Below are 21,846 nucleotides of genomic sequence, written 5' to 3'. Positions count from 1 at the left end.
GAAAAACGCGTCGACCCCGCTCGCCGCGGCCAGGTGGGGCGGGAGAACGGGGTCGTGCGAGGAGCCTTAAGAAGCTACTTCTTCTTGCGGCCCAGGTGCAGCAGCTCGTTGCGGCGGGCCTTGAGGGCCTCGGCGCGCTGGTACTCGCGGTGGAGACGGCGCTCGCGGGCGAGCTTGCGCTGGAAGGCCTGCGACTCGCGGTACTCGAGGTAGATGATGTCAGTGCTCAAGTCACGGTAGATGGCGAACATGAGGCCGATGACGACGAGCAGGAATGGCGAGGCAACGACGATGGTGATCGACTGCAGGTTGGACAGGGAGTCCGGGTTCGACAGCAGCAGCGTGAGACCCACTGCGGCGGTGAGCGCACCCCAGGCGGCAGACAGCCACGGCTTGGCGTCCGTCGCGCCGTTCTGCGACATGGAACCCATAACGGTCGAGGCAGAGTCGGCCGAGGTGATGAAGAACGTCGCGAGCAGGATCACGGCGACGATACCGGCGATGAAGCCGCCCGGCATGGTGTGGAGCAGGTTGAACAGCTCGACCTCGGAGGACTCGCCGGAGATCGAGTTGCCCTGCTGCTCGAGGTGGATGGCGGTGCCGCCGAAGATGGCGAACCACACCACAGACACGCCGGTGGGGACGAGCAGCACGCCGGTGCAGAATTCGCGGACGGAGCGGCCGCGGGAGACGCGCGCCAGGAACATGCCCACAAACGGCGACCAGGAGACCCACCAGGACCAGTAAAAGATGGTCCACGAGGACAGCCACTCGGCGGCCTCGCCGTTATTGGACTCGGCGGTGCGGCCGATCATCTCGGTGAAATACTGGAGGTAGTTGCCCACGGAGCCCGGGATGAGGTTGAGGATGGACACCGTCGGGCCCAGGATGAACACGAAGATGGCGAGCAGCGCGGCGAGTGCCATATTGGCGTTGGAGACGTACTGGATGCCCTTGCCCACGCCGGACATAGCCGAGAGCAGGAAGGCGAGGGTGAGGACGAGGACGATGCCGATGACGACGGAGTTCGTCGGGTTATCAATGAGGCCAGAGGCCTGCAGGCCGGCACGAATCTGGATGGCGCCGAGACCCAGCGAGGCGGCGGTACCGAAGACCGTCGCGAAGATGGACAGGATATCGATGACGCGACCGAGCCAGCCGTCGGCCCTCTTCTGGCCGATGAGCGGCACGAAGGCCTGACTGATGAGCTGCTTGCGACCCATGCGGAAGGTCGAGTAGGCGACGGCGAGACCGACGATGGCATAGACGGCCCACGGGTGCAGGGTCCAGTGGAACAGCGCGTGCGCCATGGACGAGCCAACCTCGCTCGGGTTATGGCCGGGCACGCCGTTCTTGTAGTAATTGAGCGGCTCGGACGCGCCGTAGAACATCAGACCAATGCCCATACCGGCGGCGAACATCATGGCAATCCACGAGGGCGTGGAGAATTCTGGCTCTTCGTCGATCGCGCCGAGTTTAATGGAGCCAAACTTCGAAAATGCGATGCAGACGACGAAGATGACAAACACGGTGCCAAAGAGGACGAAGGCCCAGCCGAAGTCGCCCACGACGAAGTTCAGGCCATTCGACGCGAAATTGCCAAAGCTGTCCGGGGCGAGCAGACCCCAGAGCACCACGGCAGCGACGAGCACGCCCGCAATGCCGACGATGCCCCAATCGATGGGCGTATTCTTCGCCTCCGAGGCAAGCTCGCGGGGCTGCTCTGGCACCTGATTCGGGTCAAAGTCAGACTCGACGAGCATATTCTGCAGCTGGCTCGTCGCCGACTGCGCCTCCAGCTTGTCGTCGACCGTTTCGTAGGCCTGGGACTCCTCGCGCAGCGTTTGCACGTCTTCCGCTGCGAGAGGACCTTGGTAGATTGCATCGTTCGGCGTGTCAGCCTCGCTAGCGCCCGTCGCATCAGACGCGCGAGATGCGGCGGAACTAGCCCCCTGGTTCGTTTCGTTCTCTCGATTAGTCATAGGAACCAGGGTGTGCCAAATTCGCACACACTTCAAATAAAACCACGGCCATGACCTGCACCAATCGCATTTTCCCAGGAAAATTACAGGATTTATACCATGAATTTAAGGCAGGCTCCTCGGCACGACCTGCACTTATGGGACAAGGGCGACGTGGACCTATAACGATTGTGCAACAATCCCCAAAACTGTGAGCCAGATTATGGATTCCTCTTCTATCGTGGCGCGCGCGAGGTCGCTCGTGGCCGCCGCAGGCCTAGCCTTCGCGGCTGGCGAGGTAGGCATCATAGAGCTCGCGGTTGCTCACCGCGGTGCCCGCCGCGGCCTGCTTGCACGCGTCCTTCGCGCGCACCCCATCGGCGACGAGCTCGGTAACGCGTGCGACGAGGTCGTCCAGGCTCACTTCTTCGGGCCCTCCCCCATCGAGCACGACAGTGATTTCGCCGCGCGCATGGTCGACGGCCCACTCGGCGAGCTCGCCCAGCGTGCCGCGCTTGACCTCCTCGTAGGTCTTGGTGAGCTCGCGACACACGGCGGCGCGACGCTCGGGCCCGAGGATGGAGGCGGCATCGGCAAGCGTGTCGGCGAGGCGGTGCGGAGACTCGAAGAAGACGACGGCGCGCGGCTCCGTGCGCAGGGACTCGAGCCAGGCCCGGCGCGCGCCCTGCTTGCGCGGGGCAAAGGCGTCGAAGATGAAATGCCCGACACCAAGACCGGACAGGGCGAGGGCCGTGGGCGCGGCTGAGGGCCCAGGCAAGCAGGTCACCGGAACACCAGCCTCCGCCGCGGCGGCGACGATGGAATGGCCGGGATCGGAGACGAGCGGCATACCGGCGTCCGTGACGACGAGTACGGTGCCGCGGCGGGCGGCATCGATAAGCTCGGCGGCACGCTCGGCCTCGTTGTGGTCGAAGTTGGAGACGACCTGGCCGGTCATCTCCACGCCGAGCGCCGCGGCGAGATTGCGTGTGCGGCGCGTGTCCTCAGCCGCGATGACGTCTGCCTGGGCAAGCGCCTGCATCAGCCGCGCGGACGCGTCCCCGATATTGCCCAACGGCGTGGCGGCAAGGACAACCCCGCGGGGCAGCGGTTCAAGGTTCGGGAAAGTGAAATTCGCGCTCATATCTCCCCAGCCTATAGCCCCACCCTCAGGTGTGTGTCCCCTAGACTCTTAAGACTGTGAGTACCGCTACCGTTTCGAAGTCTTCCTCGCACACCCGCCGCTCGCGTCTCTACGGCGCGCACGCGGTGCGCGATATCCCTGCGCCCCGGCGTTATCCGTGGACGCGGGCGGACACGTACTCGACGCTCGTCATAGCGTTTTTGGCGCTCGTCACCCGCTTCGCTGGGCTCACCGCCCCCGTCTCTGGCGGCACCCCCGTCTTCGACGAGAAGCACTACGTCCCACAGGCCTACGACATGGTGCGCAGCTGGGACAACCTGCTCATCGGCGGCATCGAGTCGAACCCGGCCTATGGCCTGGTCGTCCACCCGCCGCTCGCTAAGCAGATCACCGCGTTGTCTGAGATGGTCTTTGGCTACACGCCGCTGGGCTGGCGACTCATGGCAGCGCTCTTTGGCGTGGGCGTCGTGCTCCTTACCATGCAGCTGGCCCGCGTCCTCTCCGGCTCGTGGAAGGTCGCGACCTTCGCGGGTCTCATCGCGGCCTTTGACGGCGTCTTGCTCGTCACCGCGAAGTTCGGCATGCTCGATATCTTCCAGGTCTTCTTCGTCGTCCTCGCCGCCTACTTGCTCGCGCGCGACCACGAACAGATGCGCATGCGCCTCCACACCGCCTGGGCCACCGGCGGCATGGGTGACTCGGACTTCGGCCCGCGCTTTGGTTTCCGTTGGTGGCGCTTCGCCGCGGGCGTCGCGCTCGGCCTGGCGCTGGCCGTAAAGTGGTCTGGCCTCTACTTCATCATGTTCTTCGGCCTGCTCAGCGTGTTTACGGACCTCGCGCTGCGCCGCCGCTACGGCGTGCGCCGCTACGTGGTGGGCACGCTCGTGCGCGATACTCCCGCGGCGCTCGCCTCCCTCGTGCTCGTGCCGGTGCTCGTCTACGTGTGGTCCTGGCGCTCGTGGTTCGCCTCGGAGACCTCCGTCTACCGCCACGCCAAGGTGGACGGCACCATCCCGGATGACTCCTTCCTCCAGCATTTCCCGGAGCCCGTCGCTGGCTGGTTCTACTACCACCAGTCCGTCCTCGAGTTCCACGCGTCGCTGACCTCGTCCTCCGGCCACTCCCATCCGTGGGATTCCAAGCCGTGGGCATGGCTCGTTGCCGCACGCCCCATCCTCTATTACTCCAATACGGACACCACGTGCCTGGGCGGCCAAGACTGCAAGCAGATGCTCTTCCTCTTCGGCACACCGATTATCTGGTGGCTCACCATCCCCGTCCTGCTCTGGGGCCTGTGGTCACTCGTGATCCGCCACGACCGCCGCTTCCTCCTGCCGCTCGTCGGCTTCGCCGCGGCCTTCCTGCCTTGGCTCGCCTCCTTCGACCGCCAGATGTACTTCTTCTACGCCGCGACGTTTATCCCCTTCGTCATCATCCTCCTGGCGCTCACGCTGGGCCAGATAGCTGGCACCGGCAAACCCGTGAAGAACGGCTTTGTCCACGCCCTCGGCGGCGGCACGCTGCGCTGGGGCACCGCGGGCGTCCTCCTCTACCTGTGCGCCGTGGTCGCTTTCTTCGCCGTCTTCAGCCCCCTGCTCTATGGCTTCGCCATCCCGAACTGGTATTACAACTCGATCATGTGGCTGCCCAGCTGGCAGTAAGCCCTCAACGACTACGGCCCGCGCCCACCCTCCGGTAAGCGCGGGCCACAGTCGTTTTACGCCGGCTGTGCCGCCGCCTGCTTCCACAGCGCGCGCAGCATATAGCCGCGGTCTGCCAGCCACGTGGTCACCAACGCGGCAATCGCCCCGGCCAGCGAGAGCAGCGCGTATACCTGGCTGGAATCCAGTGTGCCCAGCGCCACGTCGCGCACCACAAAACCGAGCAGGAACATGAACATCGTGCCCACGATGGGCAGCACGCCCGGCGCGGACGCGGGGCGCCACACGCAGTAGAATAAGCCCATGCCCAGGCCAAAGCGCAGGGCGGCGGCCTCGATGAGAAGGCGCGCCTTATCCGGGTCGGCTCCTGGATCGAGCGTGCCGCCATCCGTCCATTGCGCCACGCCGGAGGAACTTCCCACCACGGCGATGGCCCACGCGACGAAGATGACGCCCATGAGCGCCATGAGCACGCGGCCTACTGCCAGGCCCGTCTGCCGCGCGGCGGAGACGGCACGCCACTCCGGTTCCACGCCGGCGAGGATAACCTCCGAAAGATCCTGCGGCGGCGACATGCCGTCCGAAACCGACTCACCTAAGAATCCTGCGAGCGTCGAGACTTTCTCCGCGTAGGCGGCGCACTCGGGGCAGCCCGCGAGGTGGGCGTCAATGACGTCATCCTCCAGCGCGTAGGCCTCGCCGTCCAGGCGCGCGGAGATCGCCGCCTGCACGTCCTCATGCTTCAACACGGCTCAACACTCCATCCAGGCTGGCGCGGCCCGCGCCAAAGACGACAATCATCAGCAATGACCCTACCAACACCAGTGGGTACTCAAAGCCACCGTCTGTGGCAAAGAGCCCCTGACTCAGATGCACGAAGTAGCCCGCAAGCGCCATAACGACAGCAAGCACCCCCGCCGCAGCCGTGGTGAGCAGCCCGACCACGAGCAGCGCGCCGCACACCATCTCGATGATGGCCGTAAGCCACGCCGACAGGGTGGGCTGGATAATCCCCCACTGTCCAAAGAGCGCGGCCGTTGCGTCTATGCCGGTAAAGAACATCTTGTCCACACCGTGCGCGACAAAGATGACGCCCAGCAGGGCACGAAAGACAAGGAGTGCGGCATCACGTACGGCGGGTTTATCCATGGTGATTAGACTACCTGTAACCCCCGCCGCGAAAGGAGTGCCCATGACGCAGATGTTCTGGACACAACTCGACACCCCGATTGGCCCGCTCACGCTCATCGCGGACGAGGAGCACCTGCTCCACATCCGCTTTGACGAATATCTGCCGGAAGGCGCCATGGGCTGCCGCACGCCGCTTCTTGAGGAGGCCGTCCGTCAGCTCGAGGAATACTTCGCTGGCACCCGCCAGGACTTCGACTTACCGCTCGCGCCCGCTCGCGCGGGCTTCCACGCCAGCTGCCAGGCGCACCTTTCCCATATCCCCTACGGCGAGCGCCGCACCTACGCCCAGCTTGCCGATGCCGCCGGCAACGCCCGCGCCTCCCGTGCCGCCGGCACGGCCTGCCGCACCAACCCGTACCCCATCGTCGTGCCCTGCCATCGTGTGGTGCGCTCCGACGGCCAGCTCGGCCACTACCTCGGCGGCGACGCTGCCAAACGCTGGCTCCTCGAACACGAGTCCGCCCACGCCGCGCGCTGACCCGACACCGCTCAGGGAACCTTGTGGCGTCATACGCAGTCCAATAGGAACATGAACGATTACATGACTCACAACAACGACCACCCCGACTTCGACCCCGCTTACGCCCCAGCCTGCGACGCCGACGCCGACGCTCGCCGTCCGCATCTCCACCCCGTGCCCGATTTTCCCGCCGCAGCCTCGGAGCCGCCGGTCTCGCTCATCGTGGGCACCGACGGCCTGGCCCGCCCCGTCTGGGCGGCGACGGATCCTGTCCTCATGCAGTACTACGACACGGAATGGGGCATGCCGGTCTACGACGAGCGCGGACTCTTCGAACGCCTCGTTCTCGAGGGCTTCCAGTCCGGACTGTCGTGGGCCACGGTCCTCCACAAGCGTCCCGCCTTCCGCAAAGCTTTTGCGGATTTCGTCCCCGACGCCGTCGCCGCCTTCGACGAGAACGACGTCGAGCGTCTCATGAATAATGCCGCCATCATCCGCAACCGCCGCAAGATCGAGGCCGCGATCACCAACGCCCGCGCCACCGTGGCGCTGCGCGAAGAAGGCGGACTCCCGGACCTCCTGTGGTCCTTCCGCCCAAACGAGACTCCCGCTCCCCGCACCGCGGATGAGGTACCGTCCACGTCCACCGAATCACGCGCCATGGCTCGCGCACTGAAGAAGGCCGGCTTCACCTTCGTCGGGCCCACGACGTGCTTCGCGCTTATGGAGGCCGTGGGCATGGTCGACACGCACCTGCTCGGCTCACACCGCCGCGGCACCTCCGGACTCTGGAACGTTCCGGAGTTCTAGTCTCTGGCGGGCTACCCGTTCCTTGCAAGAATCCCCTCTGCGAAGCGTTCGCAGAGGGGATTCTTGCAAGGAACGGGTTAACCGGCGCGGCGTGCGGAGAGCTCGTCGCGCAGCTCGCGGCGGTTGACCACGTGGGCGCCGCCCAAGTCATCGTCGCCGGGTCCGCGCAGATCGTAGACCGGCAGGAAGTCGAAGTCGGGGCTCTCGTCATCGACCTCGAGGACCACCGCGCCCGGGCGACGCAGCTTACGCGGGATGGCGAGCTCCTCGTCCTGAGCCGTGCGCACGCCCAAGCGCGCGCGACGTAGGGCCTTGACGCGGCGGCGGCGCAGCTCGGTCTCCGCGCGTGTCTGGTTGCGCAGTGCCACGAGGTACGCGACGGTCGCGATGCCCAGGATGGCGGCGATCCACCAGGTCCAGCCGCCGACCACGATGCCAAGCGCCACCGCGGCGACGTCGAGTACCGCGAACAACACAAGCACGCGCTGGCGGCGCTGATAGCGCGTCACGCGCGCCGCAGAATCCGCGACCGGGTCCCAGCCGCCGCGGCCCAGGCGACGCTGCGCGAACTCGAGCTCATCGTTCGACAGGTCAGTGTCCGACTCCTCGTGCGCTTCGCCCTCGGTCTCCGCGGTGTCAGCCTGAGCTTCCTCGGCAACTTCTGCTTCTGCGTCGGCGCTGTCACCCCCGACAGGATCTGCTTCAGACTCAACCTCGGCGTCAACGGCGGGCGCGGGATCAACGGCGCCCGGGTACAGCAGGTCCACTGGCGAGGTATAGGAGTCGTCGTAGGCGTAGGCGTCCTCAGCGGCCTCAGGTGCCGGGGCCGTGAAGACCTCGACCTCGTCGGCGACGACGTCGAGCTCGGGCGCGTTCTTCGCGTCGGCCATGGACTCTTCAAAGACCGGTTCGTCGACGAGCGCATCATCTTCGGCGTCGTCGGAAGCGACGTCAGCGTCACGCTCGGTGCCGCGACGGAACCGAGCACCCGCAGCGGCCTTCGCATTAGCGGCCGCGCGCTTGATGGTCATGAGGGAGCCGTCTTCGCTGGCGTGCGCGTCATCACGGGAGCGCGCCTCGTCCAGGTTGCCTTCGCTGAAGTCAACGGGTGCGTCGTCGTGTGCGACGGCGTCATCCGCGTACTCGTTGACCGCATCGAGCTCATCAGCGGAGACGTGGACGTCGCGGGGGCTCAGGCGCGGGCGACGCGAGCCGAGGACCTCGCCGGAGTCGCCGTTGAAGAGCACGCGCGTGTCGTCAAAGGCCTCGCCGGTGTGCTTGACGGGACGCTGCGAGCGCAGCAGCCACGGCGCAAGCAGAAATAGCCACACCACGATGATGAGGACGATGATGGCACCGGTGGACATGGAGCACCTTCCCTAGACGGACAGTTGGCGAAAAGTCTAGTGCTACATACACGCTTATGCGGGGAGCGCAGCGCCGACACGCCGAGGTCGTGAAGCTTGTGACTCGTGTGTCGATCGGGTGTCCCCGCGTCGCGCCGTGTCGCGCCGCAGTCACCCGTGGCGCACTAGAGGATCCGGCCCGCCGCACGCAGCCGTGCCGCGGCCGTCGAGTCGTAGTCATCGATGTTGATGGCCACGAGGTGATGGTCGTGCCACTCGCCGTCGATGTGGAGGTTGCGGCGCAGGTAGCCCTCGTCGCGGAAGCCGCAGTGGTGAAGCACCGCGCCCGAGGCGGGGTTGCCCGGCATATACGTCGCCGTGACGCGGTGGAGGCCCACCCGATCAAAGGCATGGTCGACCCCTAGAGCGCACGCGGCCGTGGCCACGCCGGCACCCTGGAACGCGGAGAAGACCCAGTAGCCAATCCAGCATTCGCGGATGGCGCCGTGTTGGATATTGCCCAGCGTCACTTGGCCCGCAAAGTCACCCCCTACGGTGATAGCAAGTGGGACGATGCTTCCCTCCCGGGCCGAGGACCGCAGGAAGGACAGGTGATTGTGCCACGCCGCACGCGTGTGCGCGGCCTCCCAGCCCGTTGGCGCGGTGGGTTCGACGGGGCGCAGATAGCACTCGTCGAGCACGCGCATTTGGCGCCAGTTCTCGCCATCGCGACTGAGCACGGGGCGCAGCTGCACGAGCTCGCCGCCGGGAATGCGCACGGCAGGCGTCGCCTCCGGCCAGCCGGGGTGATACGTATCAGTGGGGCCAGTCGCCGGGGTATCGAAGCGACGGCCAAAGAAATTCCACATCTAGTTGCGCTGCGTAATGAACAGGACGTCGACCACATCGCCCGGGCGAATATCCGTGGCGTCTTCCGGCACGCGGATGATCGCGTTGGCGTGAGACAGGCCCGCGAGCAGGTGCGCGGGGGCACCCGCAGCACCTCCCAGGCCTTCCACGAGGTAGTCCGCTGTCTGGGCGTCGCGCATGAGCCGCGCACGGATGTAGCCGCGGCGGCCGGGACGCGACTCGATGTGGTTGAGCGCACGGGCACGCACGACGCGGCGCGCACCGACGCGCTTGCCCAGGCTCAAGCGAATGAGCGGGCGCACGAAGACCTCAAAGATGACGAGCGCGGAGACCGTATTGGACGGCACGAGGAACGTCGGCACACGGGACTCGCCCAGCACGCCAAAGCCCTGGACCGAGCCCGGATGCATGGCCACGCGCGTCGTATCGATATCGCCGAGCTGGTCGAGGACCTTACGGATTTCGTCGGCGCCAGCGCCGCCCACGGCACCGGAGATGACCACGATTTCCGAACGCGCAACGTGCGTCTCAATGGTTTCGCGAATACGGCGCGGCTCGCCCTCCACGAGGCCCACGCGGTGCACATCCGCTCCGGCCTCCTTCGCCGCCGCCGCGAGCGCATAGGAATTGACGTCGTAGACCTGGCCCAAGCCGGTCTCCTTGTCGATATCGACGAGTTCCTTGCCATAAGAAATGATCGTCACGCGCGGGCGCGGATAGACGAGCACCTTACTGCGACCCACGGCCGCGAGCAGCCCGATGTGCGCCGGGGTGAGCACCGTGCCGGAACTCACCGCGACATCGCCGGGCTGGATATCGTCGCCCACGCCGCGCACGAAGTCACCGGAGCGCACGGGACGCAACGCTGTGACGCGCTTGCGCCCGCGGTCGGTCCATTCCAGCGGAAGGACGGCATCGGCAAGCGTGGGCAACGGCGCGCCGGTATAGACGCGCACAGCCTGCTTGGGCTGCAGACGCAGCGGCTGGCGCGAGCCCGCGGGGACCTCGCCCACGACGGGCAGGGAGCGCTCCACCGAGCTTGCCGATGCCGCCTCCTGCGCCGCCGCGCCCTCCTCACCCTCGGCCTCCGCCTCGGGAGCGGGACGGCGTGCGGAAAGGCCCTTCTCGCCGCCGATGTCGACGGCACGCACCGCGTACCCGTCGATGGCCGCCTGCGGGAAGCCCGGCAGCGGCTCATTGGCTTGGACCTCCTCGGCGCTCATGAGGCCTAAAGCATTCGCAATCGCGATACGCACGGGTTCCGGGGTGACCGCCACCTGTGTGATGAGCTCTAGCTGTTCCTCAACTGAACGCATGGATGATCCATCTCCTATCGAAAGGTGTTACTCAGCAGCGTGCTCGGCTTCATAAGAAGCCAAGATAGCCTTGAGTGATTTATACAGCGCCGGGCCGTATTTGTCCGAACGCAGACCAAAATCGACACATGCCGGAATGTAACCGCCCGGGTTACCGAGATCGTGGCGCGTGCCGTGGTGGATGACCACGTGGACGGGCTCGCCGGCGTCGATGAGCAGATCGATGGCGTCGGTAAGCTGCAGCTCGCCGCCCTTGCCCGGAGTGATCTTGCGCAGGGCATCAAAGATCTTGCGGTCAAGCAGGTAGCGGCCGGTGGCCACGAGGTTGGACGGGGCGTCCTTGGGCTCTGGCTTTTCCACCATGCCCACGACCTTCTTCACGTTGTCGTTGTCCGTGTCTTCGACCTCGAAGACGCCGTAGTTGAACGTCTCTTCGCGCGAGACCTCGACGGCGCACAGCACGGAGCCCCCCAGCTCACGGCGCACGCGCGCCATGTCCTCGAGCACGGTGGCGGGCATGACGATGTCGTCTGGGAGCATGACGGCGAAGCAATCCTCGTCGTCATCGAGAACGGACTCGGCCAGGCCCACAGCGTGGCCCAAGCCCAATGGCTTATCCTGCGGGATGGAGACCGGCTTGATGATCTTCGCGGCGCGCTCGACCTTGGCGGCCTGCTCATCCTTGCCGCGGGACTGCAGCGTCGCGACGAGCTCAGGGAACTCATCGAAATGACGCATGACCTCCTGCTTATTGGGAGCGGTGATGATCGCCAAACGGGCTGCGCCCAAAGACGCGGCCTCCTCTGCGATGAGTTCGATACCCGGGGTATCAACCACGGGGAGAAGTTCTTTAGGCACCGTTTTGGTAGCGGGAAGGAAGCGGGTGCCCATGCCAGCGGCAGGGACGACGACCGTTTTCACGCCCAGCGGAGCCTCGTCACATGTAGTAGCCATAACGGCCAGCCTACCTGCTACGCCCTCTCATCTTGTGAACCGACTACTGTTTTACGGTGTGATTGACGCAAAATTTGAGTCGAAGAAGCGCCTGCGCACCGAGCTCACCGCAGCACGCCGCGCGTTCGCCGCGACCCCCTCATTTGCCGCGGCGAATGACGCCATCGCCGCCGAGGCCGCACGCCGCGCCGCGGGTCTGCGCGTCGCGGCCTACGCTCCGCTGGGCTCAGAACCTGGTGGCGCGGCGTTTACCGAGACCCTCTACGCCAGCGCGGCCGAGGTATGGCTGCCCATCTCCGGCGACGACGGCCAGCTCCTCTGGGCACGCTACGAAGGCGCCGAGTCGCTCGCCCCGGGCGCGCTAGGGATTGGCGAGCCCACGGGCCCGCGCCGCGACTCGAGCCTGCTGGCCGAGTTGGACCTTATCTTCGTGCCAGCACTCGCGGTCTCCCCCGCCGGGGTGCGCATGGGCAAGGGCGCGGGCTACTACGATCGCGCGCTCGCGGGCGTGGACACGGACACCCTCGTCCTTGTCTTCGACGACGAGGTGCGCGAGGACGTCCCCGCCGAGCCGCACGATGCCGTGATGAACGCGGTACTTACGCAGTCGGGCGTACGCGCGCTGCCGCTGTCCTAGAACTCCTCCGCCGCGGCGGGAACCTTTGGGCGGAGCGCGCAGTCTAATGAGGCATGAAGCTTTCCATTCGACTCGCGCATGCGCGCCAACAGTTGTCCACGCCGGGGCGCGGGCGCACGCTCATCCTGCGCCGCGGGTTCGCAGGGGCGCTCGTGCTCGCGGCGGGGCTCAGCGCGGCCGCCAGTGTGCGCGAGCACCCGCAGGTCTACGTTTTTGCCCGTGACGTCCCGGCGGGCTCGGTGGTGGGCGACGGCGACGTCGAACTGCGCCGCGTGCCCAAGGAAGTGATTCCCGCCGCAGCACTGGGACCGGAGGACACTCCGGCGGGCTCCGTGCTCGTCGCCGCGGGCAGCGTTGGTGAGGTCCTCACGCCCGCCCGATTGCTGGGGGTGAGTGATACCACACAAAGTTTTTCGGACCCAGGATTGCACATGGTGCCTCTCAAACTGGCCGAGCCCGACATCGCGGCGTTGCTCCACCACGGCGACACCGTAAGCATCGTGACGGCGGCCGCCGCGCCACCCGGTGCTGGGGTCGCGGGCGCCGGTCCGGACGACGGAATTCCTGTGACTGATGGGACTCCAGAGACGAGTGCAGCGGCGCTCGTCGCTGCAGGTGGCAGGGTCGTGGCGACGGCGCTACCCGAGGGCGGTAAGGGGCAGGCGCGCCCCGGAACGATTCTCGTAGCGCTGCCCGCCACGGAGGCTGACCGCGTCGCCGCGGCGAGCCTCAGCGGACCCCTTACAGTCGTCATCACCGGGCCCCGAGCGACGGGATGATCTCAAATCCTGAGAAATTTTTTGCAGGAATTTACGTCGGGCACAGCGGCGTACAGGTGGCATACAGGGAGGATAAATAGCATTGCTGCCGTGCTTAACCTACACTTCTACCAAGTTAAGAAATCTATGCTCCGGTAATCATTTCCACTAAACGAGACGATTCCGGATATTTTTATGGAAAGGAACCCCATGCTCAAGGGTTTTAAGGACTTCATTCTCCGCGGCAACGTCATCGAACTGTCTACCGCCGTCATTATCGGTTCTGCGTTCACGGCCATCGTCACCGCCGTGTCCGATCACCTCATCAACCCGATCATCGCCCTCTTCGGCGGTGCCAACGTTAATGGTTTCGCCTACCACCTCCGCGAGGGCAACGAGGCTACCCTCGTCGACCTCGGCGCCATCATCACCGCTGCTCTGAACTTCCTTATCGTCGCCGCCGTTGTGTACTTCATCATCATCATGCCGATGAACAAGTTCAACGAGGCCGCTCAGCGTCGCAAGGGCATCGACCCGGAGGAACCGGCTCCGACCACCGAGGAGCTCCTCACCGAGATCCGCGACCTGCTCGAGGCTAACAAGGCTGGCGCCGTCTCGTACGACGAGAAGGCCACCAACAACCGCGAGACCGATCTCGACGGTGGCCGTCACCAGGCATAAGTAGCCGCGCACTCGCGCTGCCGCACCAAGCCCGGGCGCTCTTCTGCTACGAAGAGCACCCGGGTCTTTTCTATGCGCGACACACAAAAGCACTGTCCCGAAAGCCATGTGCCCTGGTCGCGGCCTTCTCCTTCGCGGGAGAAATTCTTCGCGACCTGGGATTATTGCTTTCGGGACAGTGCCGTCGTCGGAACGGAGATTTCAGTGAGGACGATCTGGCGCACAGGATTCGGGCAGGGGTTTAGGCGCCGTAGTGCGGCGGCTGTTGCGCGCGGTAGAACTCCTCGCCGGTGAGTTCCTCCCCTGCCGCAGCGGCTTCATCGTCGACGGGCACGGCGCGCTCGCCGTCGGGGCCAAAGGCCGACTGGAACGGTGGACGGTCGGCGGTGCGGTCGTAGTTGGGGGCATCGGAAAGCCGTGTCGCGCGCCGACGCTTGCGGGGCTGAGTCATAGCTGCCTCCTAGACGCTGTAGCGCTGGAGCTGGTCCACGAGGTGGTGGACGAGCGCCGGCAGGGTGGCCATGCCATCGCGCAGGGCCGCACGCGAGGACGCCAAGTTCACCACGACGGTGGAGCCGGACACACCGGCGATGCCGCGGGACACGCACGCGTCGACGGCGCCACAGGCCTGGCCCGAGGAGCGCAGGGCCTGGGCGATGCCTGGAACCATCTGGTCGAGGACGTCGCGGGTAGCCTCCGGCGTCTTATCGCGCGGGCCCACGCCTGTGCCGCCGACGGTCACCACGAGATCGACGCCGCCCACGACGGCGGTCTCGATGGCCTGGCGAATCTTGGACTTCTTCGACTTCACCACGAGGCACCCATCGACCTGGAACTCGGCCTCGACGAGCAGCTCGGTGACGAGACGGGTGGTCTCATCCGTCATCTCATCCGGGTGGTCCGTGATGAGGACAGCGAGCGCGCGGCGCGGGGCCTGAGCGCGGGATTCACGCTCCGTGGCGATGAGGAAATCATCATCCGGCTCGGCGATGTCCATGAGCGCCTGCGAGGACTGGGCGTCCAGATCCAAGCCGGCCAGTGGATCGCCAGCGTGCGGGGTGTCTACGGGAGACGTCATGCGCCCTCCTCTTCTTAGGGGATGTACGGTGTTCCTTAATTTACTCGCTCGTGAGGGTTACCTCTACCTGTCGCGGAGAATCCTCCCCTTCGGAGGTGACCTCGAGGGTAACGGTGGCGCCGAATTCCTGGGAACGGGTCGCGGCGATAAGCGAGTCAGCAGAATCGATGAGCCGTTCGTTGACGCGGGTGATAACGTCGCCTTTCTTGAGCCCCGCCTTGTCCGCCGGGCTGTTCGGCTCGACGCCGGCGACATAGGCGCCATCGAAAAGCTGCTGCGCGGCAACCTGCACGCCGAGCATGGGGTGGGTGACCTCTCCCTTGTTGATGAGCTGGTCCGCCATGCGCTTCGCAAAGACGGACGGGATGGCAAAGCCCAGGCCGATGGACCCCGCCTCAGACGAGGAGGAGCCGGACGACAGCGACGCGATCATGGAGTTCATGCCCACGAGCTTGCCGTTCATGTCCACGAGCGGGCCGCCGGAGTTGCCGGGGTTGACCGCCGCGTCCGTTTGGATGGCGTCGATGAGCGAGGACTCGCCGCCTTCTTGGGAGGCACGCACTGGGCGGTTGAGCGCGGAGACGATACCCGAGGTCACCGTCGCGTTTAGCCCCAGCGGGGAGCCCACGGCGACGACCTGTTGTCCGACCTTAAGCGAGGAGGAGTCGCCGAACTCGAGGTACGGCAGATCCTGCACGTCGTCGATCTTGATAATACCCACGTCCGTGTTGGCGTCCGAAGCAATCACCCGCGCGGTGTGCTTGGAGCCGTCGTTCAGGGTGACCTCGAGCTCGCCCTGGCTCGCGTCCGCGATGACGTGATGGTTGGTGAGCACGTAGCCGTCCGGCGAAATAATGGAGCCGGAGCCCGACTCGACAGCGGTGCGCGTCATGAGCTGAATGGCGACGACGGACGGCAGCACCTTGGACGCGACATCCTCAATGCCGGAGTCAGAGTTAGTACTATCGCCCGAGGGCTCGGTATTCGACACCGGCTGGTTGAGTACCTCGTTGACGGTGGCGGTGCCGGAGTCATCGCTATTCTTCGAGACAACAACACCGGTAATCGAGCCTGCGGCCACCGAACCGGCCAGCATGAGCGCCAAGGCGGCGGGCAGACTCACCGACTTCTTCGACTTCTCAGCACGCGGGGCCACGGCTGTGGGGGCGGCGCCGTAACCCGCGCCCGCCCCTTGCCCCAACCACGCGGCGTAGGGCTGCTGGCGCTGCGCCGATTGCGCCGCCTGAGCTGCCTGCGCATCCTCCGTGCGCGGCTGGTTCCAGCCCTGCGAATACGTGGGACTCGGCTGGCCCTGCGCTGCTATCTCGCGGGTCTCGTCGAAGCGCTCACCACGGGAACCTGCGGCATCCCCTGCCGGGGTTGCCGTCGAACCATAATGAGCCTCGGAGCCATAGGGCTCCTTATCCGCTACGCGCTCTGTGTCCTCTGCTGCGTGAGAGTTCGTGATATCGCTATTATCCGCCGAGTGGCCGTCCTGCGGCTCGCTCTGGTTCTTGTTCCAGAAAGTCATGCGACTTATTGTGCAACGAATGGCTGAGCCAACTCTGCAACTAATCTGCGAGTCCGCTTAGAAATACTGGCAATAAACTGTGGGCCTTGTGGCTGCCCGCGCGCCGGGAGATTAGCGCTGGTTAAACCACCGCTTGGCGAATTCTTCCTTGCGCTCGCTGGCAGTTTCTCCTGCGTCGACGCCGGCGTCCTCGTAGACCTCGCCATCACCTGGGTGGCCTGGGACGATCACCTCCATGCGCGTGCCGCCATCTGCGGACTCGCGCACAGTAATCGTGCCCTCGTGACGCTCGATAACCTGCTTCACGATGGCCAGGCCTAGACCGGAGCCCGGCATAGACCGTGCCTCGGCGGAACGATAGAAACGCTCGAAGACCTTCTCGCGATCCTCGACGGGAATGCCGGGGCCCGAGTCGTCGACGCGCAGGCGCATTTCGTAGTCGCTGATTTGGCGCATGGACACGCGCACGGTGCCTTGCGGCGGCGACCACTTGGCTGCGTTGTCCATGAGGTTGAGCGTCGCGCGGCCCAAGGCGAACTGGTCGCCCTCCATGATCCACGGCGAAATGCGGATCTTGAAGTCCACGTCCGGACGGCGGCGGCGTGCACGCTCGAGGGAGGTTTCCAGCACCTCGTGAAGCTCGACGGTCTCGGTTTGCTTCTCGGCCGCGTCCTCGCGCGCCAAGTCAACGAGATCGCCGATGAGCGTGGACAGCTCCGTCATCTGCGCCAACACGTCGTCTTCCAAGTCCTTGCGGTCTTGGTCGGAGATATTGGCCGTCGTGCCCGGGCGGTTGAGCATCATGAGTAGCTCGATATTGGTACGCATAGACGTCAGGGGCGTCTTGAGCTCGTGGCCGGCGTCGGCCACGAACTGGGATTGGCGCTTGCGAGACTCCTGCAGCGCCACGAGCATCTCGTTGAAGGAGATGGTGAGCTGCGCCATCTCATCGCTACCCACCACAAGGATGGGACGAAGGTCGCCCGTCTGCGTCACGTAGTCAGCGGCCTTCTGCAGGCGCGTAATCGGCCGCAGACCGGACTTCGAGACCCACATGCCAGCAAGGATGGCGGCAAGGATGCCCAATGCCGTAATGACAACGAGGACCGTTCCCAGCGTCGTGATAAGCGCGTTGATATCCGTCAAATCACGGGCCACGACAACGAGCGAGCCATTGTCGTGCCGTTTGGCCACGATGCGCTCACCGCCCACGGTGCGCACGGACGTGGAGGACCCAGCGCCCGAAAAGCTAAATTCACCGCCCACGGGTATCGAGTCGCCGTACACGAAAGCCCAGTTAGGCGGTGAAAACGCCACGCGGGTGTCCGGGTGATAGGCCTTGTAGGAGTCGATGACTTGGGTAATCTGCTCGTTCGATTCCAACTTCATCGTGGTCTCGAGGAGCGAGGTCACGTCACGCCCAAGCATGCGATCCACGTTCGCGGTGAGCATTGCAGACACGGCCGCGTACGTCGCCAAGGTCGTGATGGTCACGACGATGGCGACGACCACGCCCGTCACAAGTGACAGGCGCCACTTCAGTGGCGCCCGCTGCTCCCATCCGCTCGCCTCGCCCCAGGGCTCGGTACGCGGATCAAATCCAGATTCAGCGGAAGCCACAGCGTCAGGCGCGGGCTTCCTCAGAATCACGGAGTCGTCTCCCTCAGCACGTAGCCCACGCCACGCACGGTGTGGATGAGACGTGGCTCGTTGCCCGCCTCCGTCTTCTTACGCAGGTAGCCGATGTAGACCTCGAGTGCGTTGCCGGAGGTTGGGAAGTCGTAGCCCCACACCTCTTCGAGGATGGTGTTACGAGAGAGCACCTTGCGCGGGTTCTCCATAAGCAGCTTCAGCAAAGAGAATTCCGTGCGAGTGAGCGAAATGGCGCGGTCGCCGCGCGAGACCTCGCGTGTGTCCCCGTCGAGCTTGAGGTCCTCGAACGCCAGCTTGGTGCTCGCCGCCGGGCGGGAGCTCGCGTTCGCATCAGCCGCGGCACGCCGGACGAGGGAACGCACGCGAGCCAAGAGCTCCTCGAGAGCGAAAGGCTTGGGCAGGTAATCGTCCGCGCCAGCGTCGAGACCAGCGACACGATCAGAGACACCGTCACGCGCAGTGAGCATGAGAATCGGACGACCCCAGCCTTCGCTACGCAGCGTGCGACAGACCTCGAGACCATCCATGTTCGGCATGTTGACGTCAAGAACCATGATGTCCGGGTTCTCGTCCTGGACGATCGTTATCGCCTCAGCGCCATCGGACGCGAGGAGGACTTCATATCCGTTAAAGCTCAATGAGCGGCGCAGCGATTCACGCACTGCCTGTTCGTCATCGACGACCAAAATTTTCATAGGCGCCATTATTCCTTATCTACACTGGGTTTTCGAAGTCCAAAGCCTTTATTAAGGATAGCGATCGGCGCGGTACGACGATGACGTCCCATAAAGCTCATCTGACCAAACACAACCTTAGAGATACGACTATTAAGGTGCAAGGTTCGACCGAAAATACAGAAACGCCCCACCCCCAAAAGGTGAGGCGTCAACTAGTTTTTACTACAGGGCACATAACCCTGCAAAACTAGAACTGCTCGACGTCGATGAGGCCGAGCTTCGCGGCCTTCACCAGACGGCGCGGGATGCGCACGGTCTGGCCGTCAATCTTCACTTCCTGAAGGGCGACGTTGTCAGCCTTCCACTGGGAGCGGCGAGCGCGCGTGTTCGCGCGGGACATCTTGAACTTAGGAGTTGCCATTTTCTACTATCCTCCTTACTTCGCAGACTTCTTCTTACGGCGGGCCATGCCACCGAAGCGCTGGTTGAACTTCTCGACGCGGCCAGCGGTGTCCATGACGCGCTGTGCACCGGTCCAGAACGGGTGGGACTCGCTCGTCACGTCAACGACGATGAGCGGGTACTCGTTGCCATCTTCCCACTCGACGGTGCGGTCGGAGGAGGCAGTGGACTTGGTCAGGAACTTGTGGCCAGTGCCAGCGTCCTGGAAGACCACCGGGTGGTAATCCGGGTGGATATCCTTCTTCATATATATCTTCCCTCAGGGTTGAACTACGGGTCGGTTCCTTGCGAGGCTTCGCCGCGCAGCCCCACTGGAGCCAGCCGGCAGCACGCGCATCCAAGGATCGTGCCCGAGTTGGGATGTATGTCGTGTACTAAAGATATCGAACACACGGTGTGGTACCCCTTTAAGTAAAGAGGAGCCAAGCACCCGCGCGTCGACAACTTGAACAATCATACAGGTCACACGACCTTAAAAGAAATCGCCTCCGCACACGCTGCGCTACGGCGCGATTAGGTAATTGACGTCTCGAACGGTAGACTTTCCCCTTGCTGTTGTCACAATGTACGTATAACGCCCCGTCTACTGGCGTTTTGCCCAGCATGTTCCGCCGCTTACCTCACTTTAAAGCGCGCTGCCCCTCACGCAGATACATGCCGGACAAACAAAGCCATGATGTGGGCGGCTAGGAGAAAGAAGACCCATGTCGGCTATTTGCCAGGTAACGGGCCGCAAGCCGGAATTCGGCAAGCAGGTCTCGCACTCGCACCGCCGCACGTCGCGCCGTTGGAACCCCAATGTGCAGCGTCGTCGCTACTACCTGCCCTCCGAGGGCCGCACCATCACCCTGACCGTTTCTACTAAGGGCATGAAGATCATTGACCGCGACGGCATCGAGTCCGTCGTTGCGAAGATCCGCGCCCGTGGGGAGAAGATCTAACCGATGGCACGTAATGACATTCGCCCGATCATCAAGCTGAAGTCCACTGCGGGCACCGGTTACACCTACGTGACCCGTAAGAACAAGCGCAACAATCCGGATCGTATCTCCATGAAGAAGTACGATCCGATCGCCCGCAAGCACGTCGAATTCCGCGAGGAGCGTTAATCTATGGCTAAGAAGTCTAAGATCGCCAAGAACGAGCAGCGCAAGGAAATCGTCGCCCGCTACGCGGAGCGTCGCGCTGAGCTCAAGGCCATCATCAAGAACCCGAACACCTCTGACGAGGACCGCTTGGACGCACAGTTCGAGCTCAACCGTCAGCCGCGCGACGCTTCCGCGTCTCGCGTGCGTAACCGCGACTCGGCCGATGGTCGTCCGCGCGGCTACCTCCGCAAGTTCGGTCTGTCCCGTGTCCGTATGCGCGGCATGGCTCACCGTGGTGAGCTGCCGGGCGTTCGTAAGTCCAGCTGGTAAAGGGAGAAACGACCAATGGCTATGAAGCGTAATAACTCCAAGAAGTTCCGCATGGAACAGTCCCGTCGCCCGAAGAAGAACCCGCTCAAGGCAGAGGGTATCGAGAAGGTTGACTACAAGGACACCAAGACCCTGCGTCTGTTCATCTCGGATCGTCACAAGATCCGTTCCCGTCGCGTCACGGGTCTGACCCCGCAGCAGCAGCGCCAGGTCGCTACTGCTGTGAAGAACGCTCGCGAAATGGCTCTCCTGCCGTTCACCACCCGCTAAATCAGTAGCAGGGTTTCAACAGCGTTTGTACCCATCCCGCTTCCCACCTCGTGGGCGGCGGGATGTCGTGCTTTTCCACCTCTCTTTCTGCCCCGCAATGCATGCATTGCGGGGTGCTACTATTTCTTGCTAGCACAGATCCCCCTGAGCCTAGTGAATCAAGGAGCGTTGACACATGGCATTGCACCCTTCCCTCGTGGACTTGGGCGAACTCGCTGCCCGTTGCGAGTCCCCGGCGGCCGCCCGCGGTATTCTCGCGGAGGCACAGGACCTTGTGCGCAATGCCGTCGACCACCGCGAGGATGAGGTGGCACTCGCCGCGTGGTTCTCGCGCGCGCTTGCCGATGTCCTCCGTTCCCCAGGTCTGGACTCCCCCGTCCGGCTCACCGGAGCGGCGGCCACGGGCGACGCCATCCCCACGACCACCATCTACTGGCTCGGTGAAGACTCAGACCTCGAAGAGCTATTTGCATCCGTCGGACTCAAGGCCACGACGGGCAAGGACAGCGCCGCCAATCGTGTCGATGCCGGCCTGCCCGTGGGCACCGGCGGCGAGGAGCAGTTACTCGAGGAGGCACTCGCGCAACGTCCGCAGCCGCTGCGCGTCGTGGATGGTCTGCCGGATCGCGACGTCCTCGTCGACGTGCGCGCACACCTACTCTCCCCCATCGCCGCCATCGCGCGCTGGGCGGCCCCCGCGCCACGTCCCACGCCAGACCGCATCGCCATCGGCCACGAGCGTGAGCTTCTCACCTCCAGCCAGCGCGACGCGCTCACGCAGGCCTGGGAAACCGGTCTTGCGCTCGAGCTGCGCAACTGGCGCGACCACGTGGACGGCCACCCGCTGCGATTGGGCGATCTCCCACCGCTTGACCGCACGGCCTACGGCGCGGCCTGCCGCATGGTCGCCGCCGTGTTTGATGGCTTGCAGGCAAGCCAGAATTAAATTCTATTTGTTTATCGGGTAG

The 21,846-nt window shown here is 64.5% G+C and carries 26 protein-coding genes; 11 read left to right on the top strand and 15 right to left on the bottom strand.

Translation table 11 applies throughout. The features are described 5' to 3' along the window. Positions 1-74: 74 nt before the first annotated feature. On the bottom strand, positions 75-1,982 hold the full coding sequence (locus tag HMPREF0307_RS04255; protein WP_082723227.1) for a BCCT family transporter: 1,908 nt from the start codon (positions 1,980-1,982) through the stop codon (positions 75-77). A 256-nt stretch (positions 1,983-2,238) separates the two neighbouring features. Next, positions 2,239-3,105 (bottom strand): 16S rRNA (cytidine(1402)-2'-O)-methyltransferase, encoded by an 867-nt coding sequence (rsmI, locus tag HMPREF0307_RS04250; RefSeq protein ID WP_066487886.1) that lies wholly within the window; start codon positions 3,103-3,105, stop codon positions 2,239-2,241. A 56-nt stretch (positions 3,106-3,161) separates the two neighbouring features. Here rsmI and HMPREF0307_RS04245 point away from each other — a divergent pair, with 56 nt between their 5' ends. Next, the gene (locus HMPREF0307_RS04245) at positions 3,162-4,766 is read left to right on the top strand and encodes a dolichyl-phosphate-mannose--protein mannosyltransferase (protein WP_066487884.1); all 1,605 of its coding nucleotides are present in this window, start codon (positions 3,162-3,164) and stop codon (positions 4,764-4,766) included. A gap of 56 nt (positions 4,767-4,822) precedes the next feature. Here the strand turns inward: HMPREF0307_RS04245 and HMPREF0307_RS04240 are convergent, their stop codons facing one another. Both HMPREF0307_RS04240 and HMPREF0307_RS04235 read right to left on the bottom strand, forming a co-directional pair. Beyond that, positions 4,823-5,515 carry a zf-HC2 domain-containing protein gene (locus HMPREF0307_RS04240; protein WP_066487882.1) on the bottom strand — a complete coding sequence of 231 codons (693 nt, stop codon included), beginning with the start codon at positions 5,513-5,515 and terminating at the stop codon, positions 4,823-4,825. Continuing rightward, complete coding sequence (locus HMPREF0307_RS04235; protein ID WP_066487980.1) at positions 5,502-5,915, bottom strand: DoxX family protein; 414 nt, start codon at positions 5,913-5,915, stop codon at positions 5,502-5,504. Before HMPREF0307_RS04235 ends, HMPREF0307_RS04240 begins: the two co-directional genes overlap by 14 nt. A 43-nt stretch (positions 5,916-5,958) precedes the next feature. On the opposite strand from HMPREF0307_RS04235, the gene HMPREF0307_RS04230 reads away from it, so the two are divergent. Continuing rightward, on the top strand, positions 5,959-6,435 hold the full coding sequence (locus HMPREF0307_RS04230; protein ID WP_066487880.1) for a methylated-DNA--[protein]-cysteine S-methyltransferase: 477 nt from the start codon (positions 5,959-5,961) through the stop codon (positions 6,433-6,435). A gap of 51 nt (positions 6,436-6,486) precedes the next feature. Then, a complete protein-coding gene (locus HMPREF0307_RS04225) occupies positions 6,487-7,227 on the top strand; it encodes a DNA-3-methyladenine glycosylase I (RefSeq protein ID WP_230384254.1) in 741 nt (246 codons plus the stop codon). 77 nt (positions 7,228-7,304) lie between these two features. Here HMPREF0307_RS04225 and glpR read toward each other — a convergent pair whose 3' ends face one another. The 4 genes from glpR to HMPREF0307_RS04205 form a co-directional block, all read right to left on the bottom strand. After that, entirely contained in the window at positions 7,305-8,594 is a 1,290-nt protein-coding gene (gene glpR, locus HMPREF0307_RS04220; protein ID WP_066487878.1) for a divisome protein SepX/GlpR, read from the bottom strand. A 164-nt stretch (positions 8,595-8,758) separates the two neighbouring features. Next, positions 8,759-9,442, bottom strand: a complete 684-nt coding sequence (locus HMPREF0307_RS04215) for a GNAT family N-acetyltransferase (RefSeq protein WP_066487873.1) — start codon at positions 9,440-9,442, stop codon at positions 8,759-8,761. Next, positions 9,443-10,759, bottom strand: a complete 1,317-nt coding sequence (gene glp / locus HMPREF0307_RS04210; RefSeq protein WP_066487870.1) for a molybdotransferase-like divisome protein Glp — start codon at positions 10,757-10,759, stop codon at positions 9,443-9,445. 27 nt (positions 10,760-10,786) lie between these two features. Then, on the bottom strand, positions 10,787-11,713 hold the full coding sequence (locus HMPREF0307_RS04205; protein ID WP_066487861.1) for a UTP--glucose-1-phosphate uridylyltransferase: 927 nt from the start codon (positions 11,711-11,713) through the stop codon (positions 10,787-10,789). 58 nt (positions 11,714-11,771) lie between these two features. On the opposite strand from HMPREF0307_RS04205, the gene HMPREF0307_RS04200 reads away from it, so the two are divergent. The 3 genes from HMPREF0307_RS04200 (at position 11,772) to mscL (ending at position 13,789) form a co-directional block, all read left to right on the top strand. After that, positions 11,772-12,350, top strand: coding sequence for a 5-formyltetrahydrofolate cyclo-ligase (locus HMPREF0307_RS04200; protein ID WP_231725038.1), 579 nt, complete (start codon positions 11,772-11,774; stop codon positions 12,348-12,350). 53 nt (positions 12,351-12,403) lie between these two features. Further along, positions 12,404-13,129 (top strand): SAF domain-containing protein, encoded by a 726-nt coding sequence (locus tag HMPREF0307_RS04195; RefSeq protein ID WP_066487858.1) that lies wholly within the window; start codon positions 12,404-12,406, stop codon positions 13,127-13,129. 189 nt (positions 13,130-13,318) lie between these two features. Then, the gene (mscL, locus tag HMPREF0307_RS04190; RefSeq protein WP_066487850.1) at positions 13,319-13,789 is read left to right on the top strand and encodes a large conductance mechanosensitive channel protein MscL; all 471 of its coding nucleotides are present in this window, start codon (positions 13,319-13,321) and stop codon (positions 13,787-13,789) included. Positions 13,790-14,030: 241 nt separating this feature from the next. On the opposite strand, the gene HMPREF0307_RS04185 is transcribed toward mscL, so the two are convergent. The 7 genes from HMPREF0307_RS04185 to HMPREF0307_RS04155 form a co-directional block, all read right to left on the bottom strand. Continuing rightward, positions 14,031-14,240 carry a hypothetical protein gene (locus HMPREF0307_RS04185; protein ID WP_066487847.1) on the bottom strand — a complete coding sequence of 70 codons (210 nt, stop codon included), beginning with the start codon at positions 14,238-14,240 and terminating at the stop codon, positions 14,031-14,033. A gap of 9 nt (positions 14,241-14,249) precedes the next feature. Then, positions 14,250-14,786, bottom strand: coding sequence for a MogA/MoaB family molybdenum cofactor biosynthesis protein (locus HMPREF0307_RS04180; protein ID WP_066487966.1), 537 nt, complete (start codon positions 14,784-14,786; stop codon positions 14,250-14,252). 121 nt (positions 14,787-14,907) lie between these two features. Then, entirely contained in the window at positions 14,908-16,398 is a 1,491-nt protein-coding gene (locus tag HMPREF0307_RS04175; protein WP_082723224.1) for a S1C family serine protease, read from the bottom strand. 111 nt (positions 16,399-16,509) lie between these two features. Further along, the gene (locus HMPREF0307_RS04170) at positions 16,510-18,048 is read right to left on the bottom strand and encodes a HAMP domain-containing sensor histidine kinase (protein ID WP_066487844.1); all 1,539 of its coding nucleotides are present in this window, start codon (positions 18,046-18,048) and stop codon (positions 16,510-16,512) included. Further along, a complete protein-coding gene (locus HMPREF0307_RS04165) occupies positions 18,045-18,746 on the bottom strand; it encodes a response regulator transcription factor (RefSeq protein ID WP_066487841.1) in 702 nt (233 codons plus the stop codon). The genes HMPREF0307_RS04170 and HMPREF0307_RS04165 overlap by 4 nt, the downstream gene beginning before the upstream one ends. A 229-nt stretch (positions 18,747-18,975) precedes the next feature. After that, positions 18,976-19,149 (bottom strand): 50S ribosomal protein L32, encoded by a 174-nt coding sequence (gene rpmF, locus HMPREF0307_RS04160; protein ID WP_066487839.1) that lies wholly within the window; start codon positions 19,147-19,149, stop codon positions 18,976-18,978. Positions 19,150-19,164: 15 nt separating this feature from the next. Continuing rightward, a complete protein-coding gene (locus HMPREF0307_RS04155) occupies positions 19,165-19,437 on the bottom strand; it encodes a type B 50S ribosomal protein L31 (protein ID WP_066487837.1) in 273 nt (90 codons plus the stop codon). 457 nt (positions 19,438-19,894) lie between these two features. Between HMPREF0307_RS04155 and rpmB the strand changes: the two genes are divergently transcribed. The 5 genes from rpmB to HMPREF0307_RS04130 all read left to right on the top strand — a co-directional run bounded on the left by rpmB (position 19,895) and on the right by HMPREF0307_RS04130 (position 21,824). Continuing rightward, positions 19,895-20,131, top strand: coding sequence for a 50S ribosomal protein L28 (gene rpmB, locus HMPREF0307_RS04150; RefSeq protein WP_010187623.1), 237 nt, complete (start codon positions 19,895-19,897; stop codon positions 20,129-20,131). Between the two features lie 3 nt (positions 20,132-20,134). Then, positions 20,135-20,299 carry a 50S ribosomal protein L33 gene (gene rpmG, locus HMPREF0307_RS04145; RefSeq protein WP_066487835.1) on the top strand — a complete coding sequence of 55 codons (165 nt, stop codon included), beginning with the start codon at positions 20,135-20,137 and terminating at the stop codon, positions 20,297-20,299. Between the two features lie 3 nt (positions 20,300-20,302). Continuing rightward, the gene (gene rpsN, locus HMPREF0307_RS04140; protein WP_066487833.1) at positions 20,303-20,608 is read left to right on the top strand and encodes a 30S ribosomal protein S14; all 306 of its coding nucleotides are present in this window, start codon (positions 20,303-20,305) and stop codon (positions 20,606-20,608) included. Positions 20,609-20,629: 21 nt separating this feature from the next. Beyond that, the gene (gene rpsR, locus HMPREF0307_RS04135) at positions 20,630-20,878 is read left to right on the top strand and encodes a 30S ribosomal protein S18 (protein ID WP_066487956.1); all 249 of its coding nucleotides are present in this window, start codon (positions 20,630-20,632) and stop codon (positions 20,876-20,878) included. A gap of 175 nt (positions 20,879-21,053) precedes the next feature. Beyond that, positions 21,054-21,824, top strand: a complete 771-nt coding sequence (locus tag HMPREF0307_RS04130; RefSeq protein WP_066487831.1) for a hypothetical protein — start codon at positions 21,054-21,056, stop codon at positions 21,822-21,824. The last annotated feature ends 22 nt before the right edge of the window (positions 21,825-21,846 follow it).

This window comes from Corynebacterium sp. DNF00584 (genome assembly GCF_001552965.1).
GTDB classification, from domain to species: Bacteria; Actinomycetota; Actinomycetes; order Mycobacteriales; family Mycobacteriaceae; genus Corynebacterium; species Corynebacterium phoceense.
Note: the sequence above shows the minus strand (reverse complement) of the source record. Positions and strands in the feature narration are given on the sequence as shown.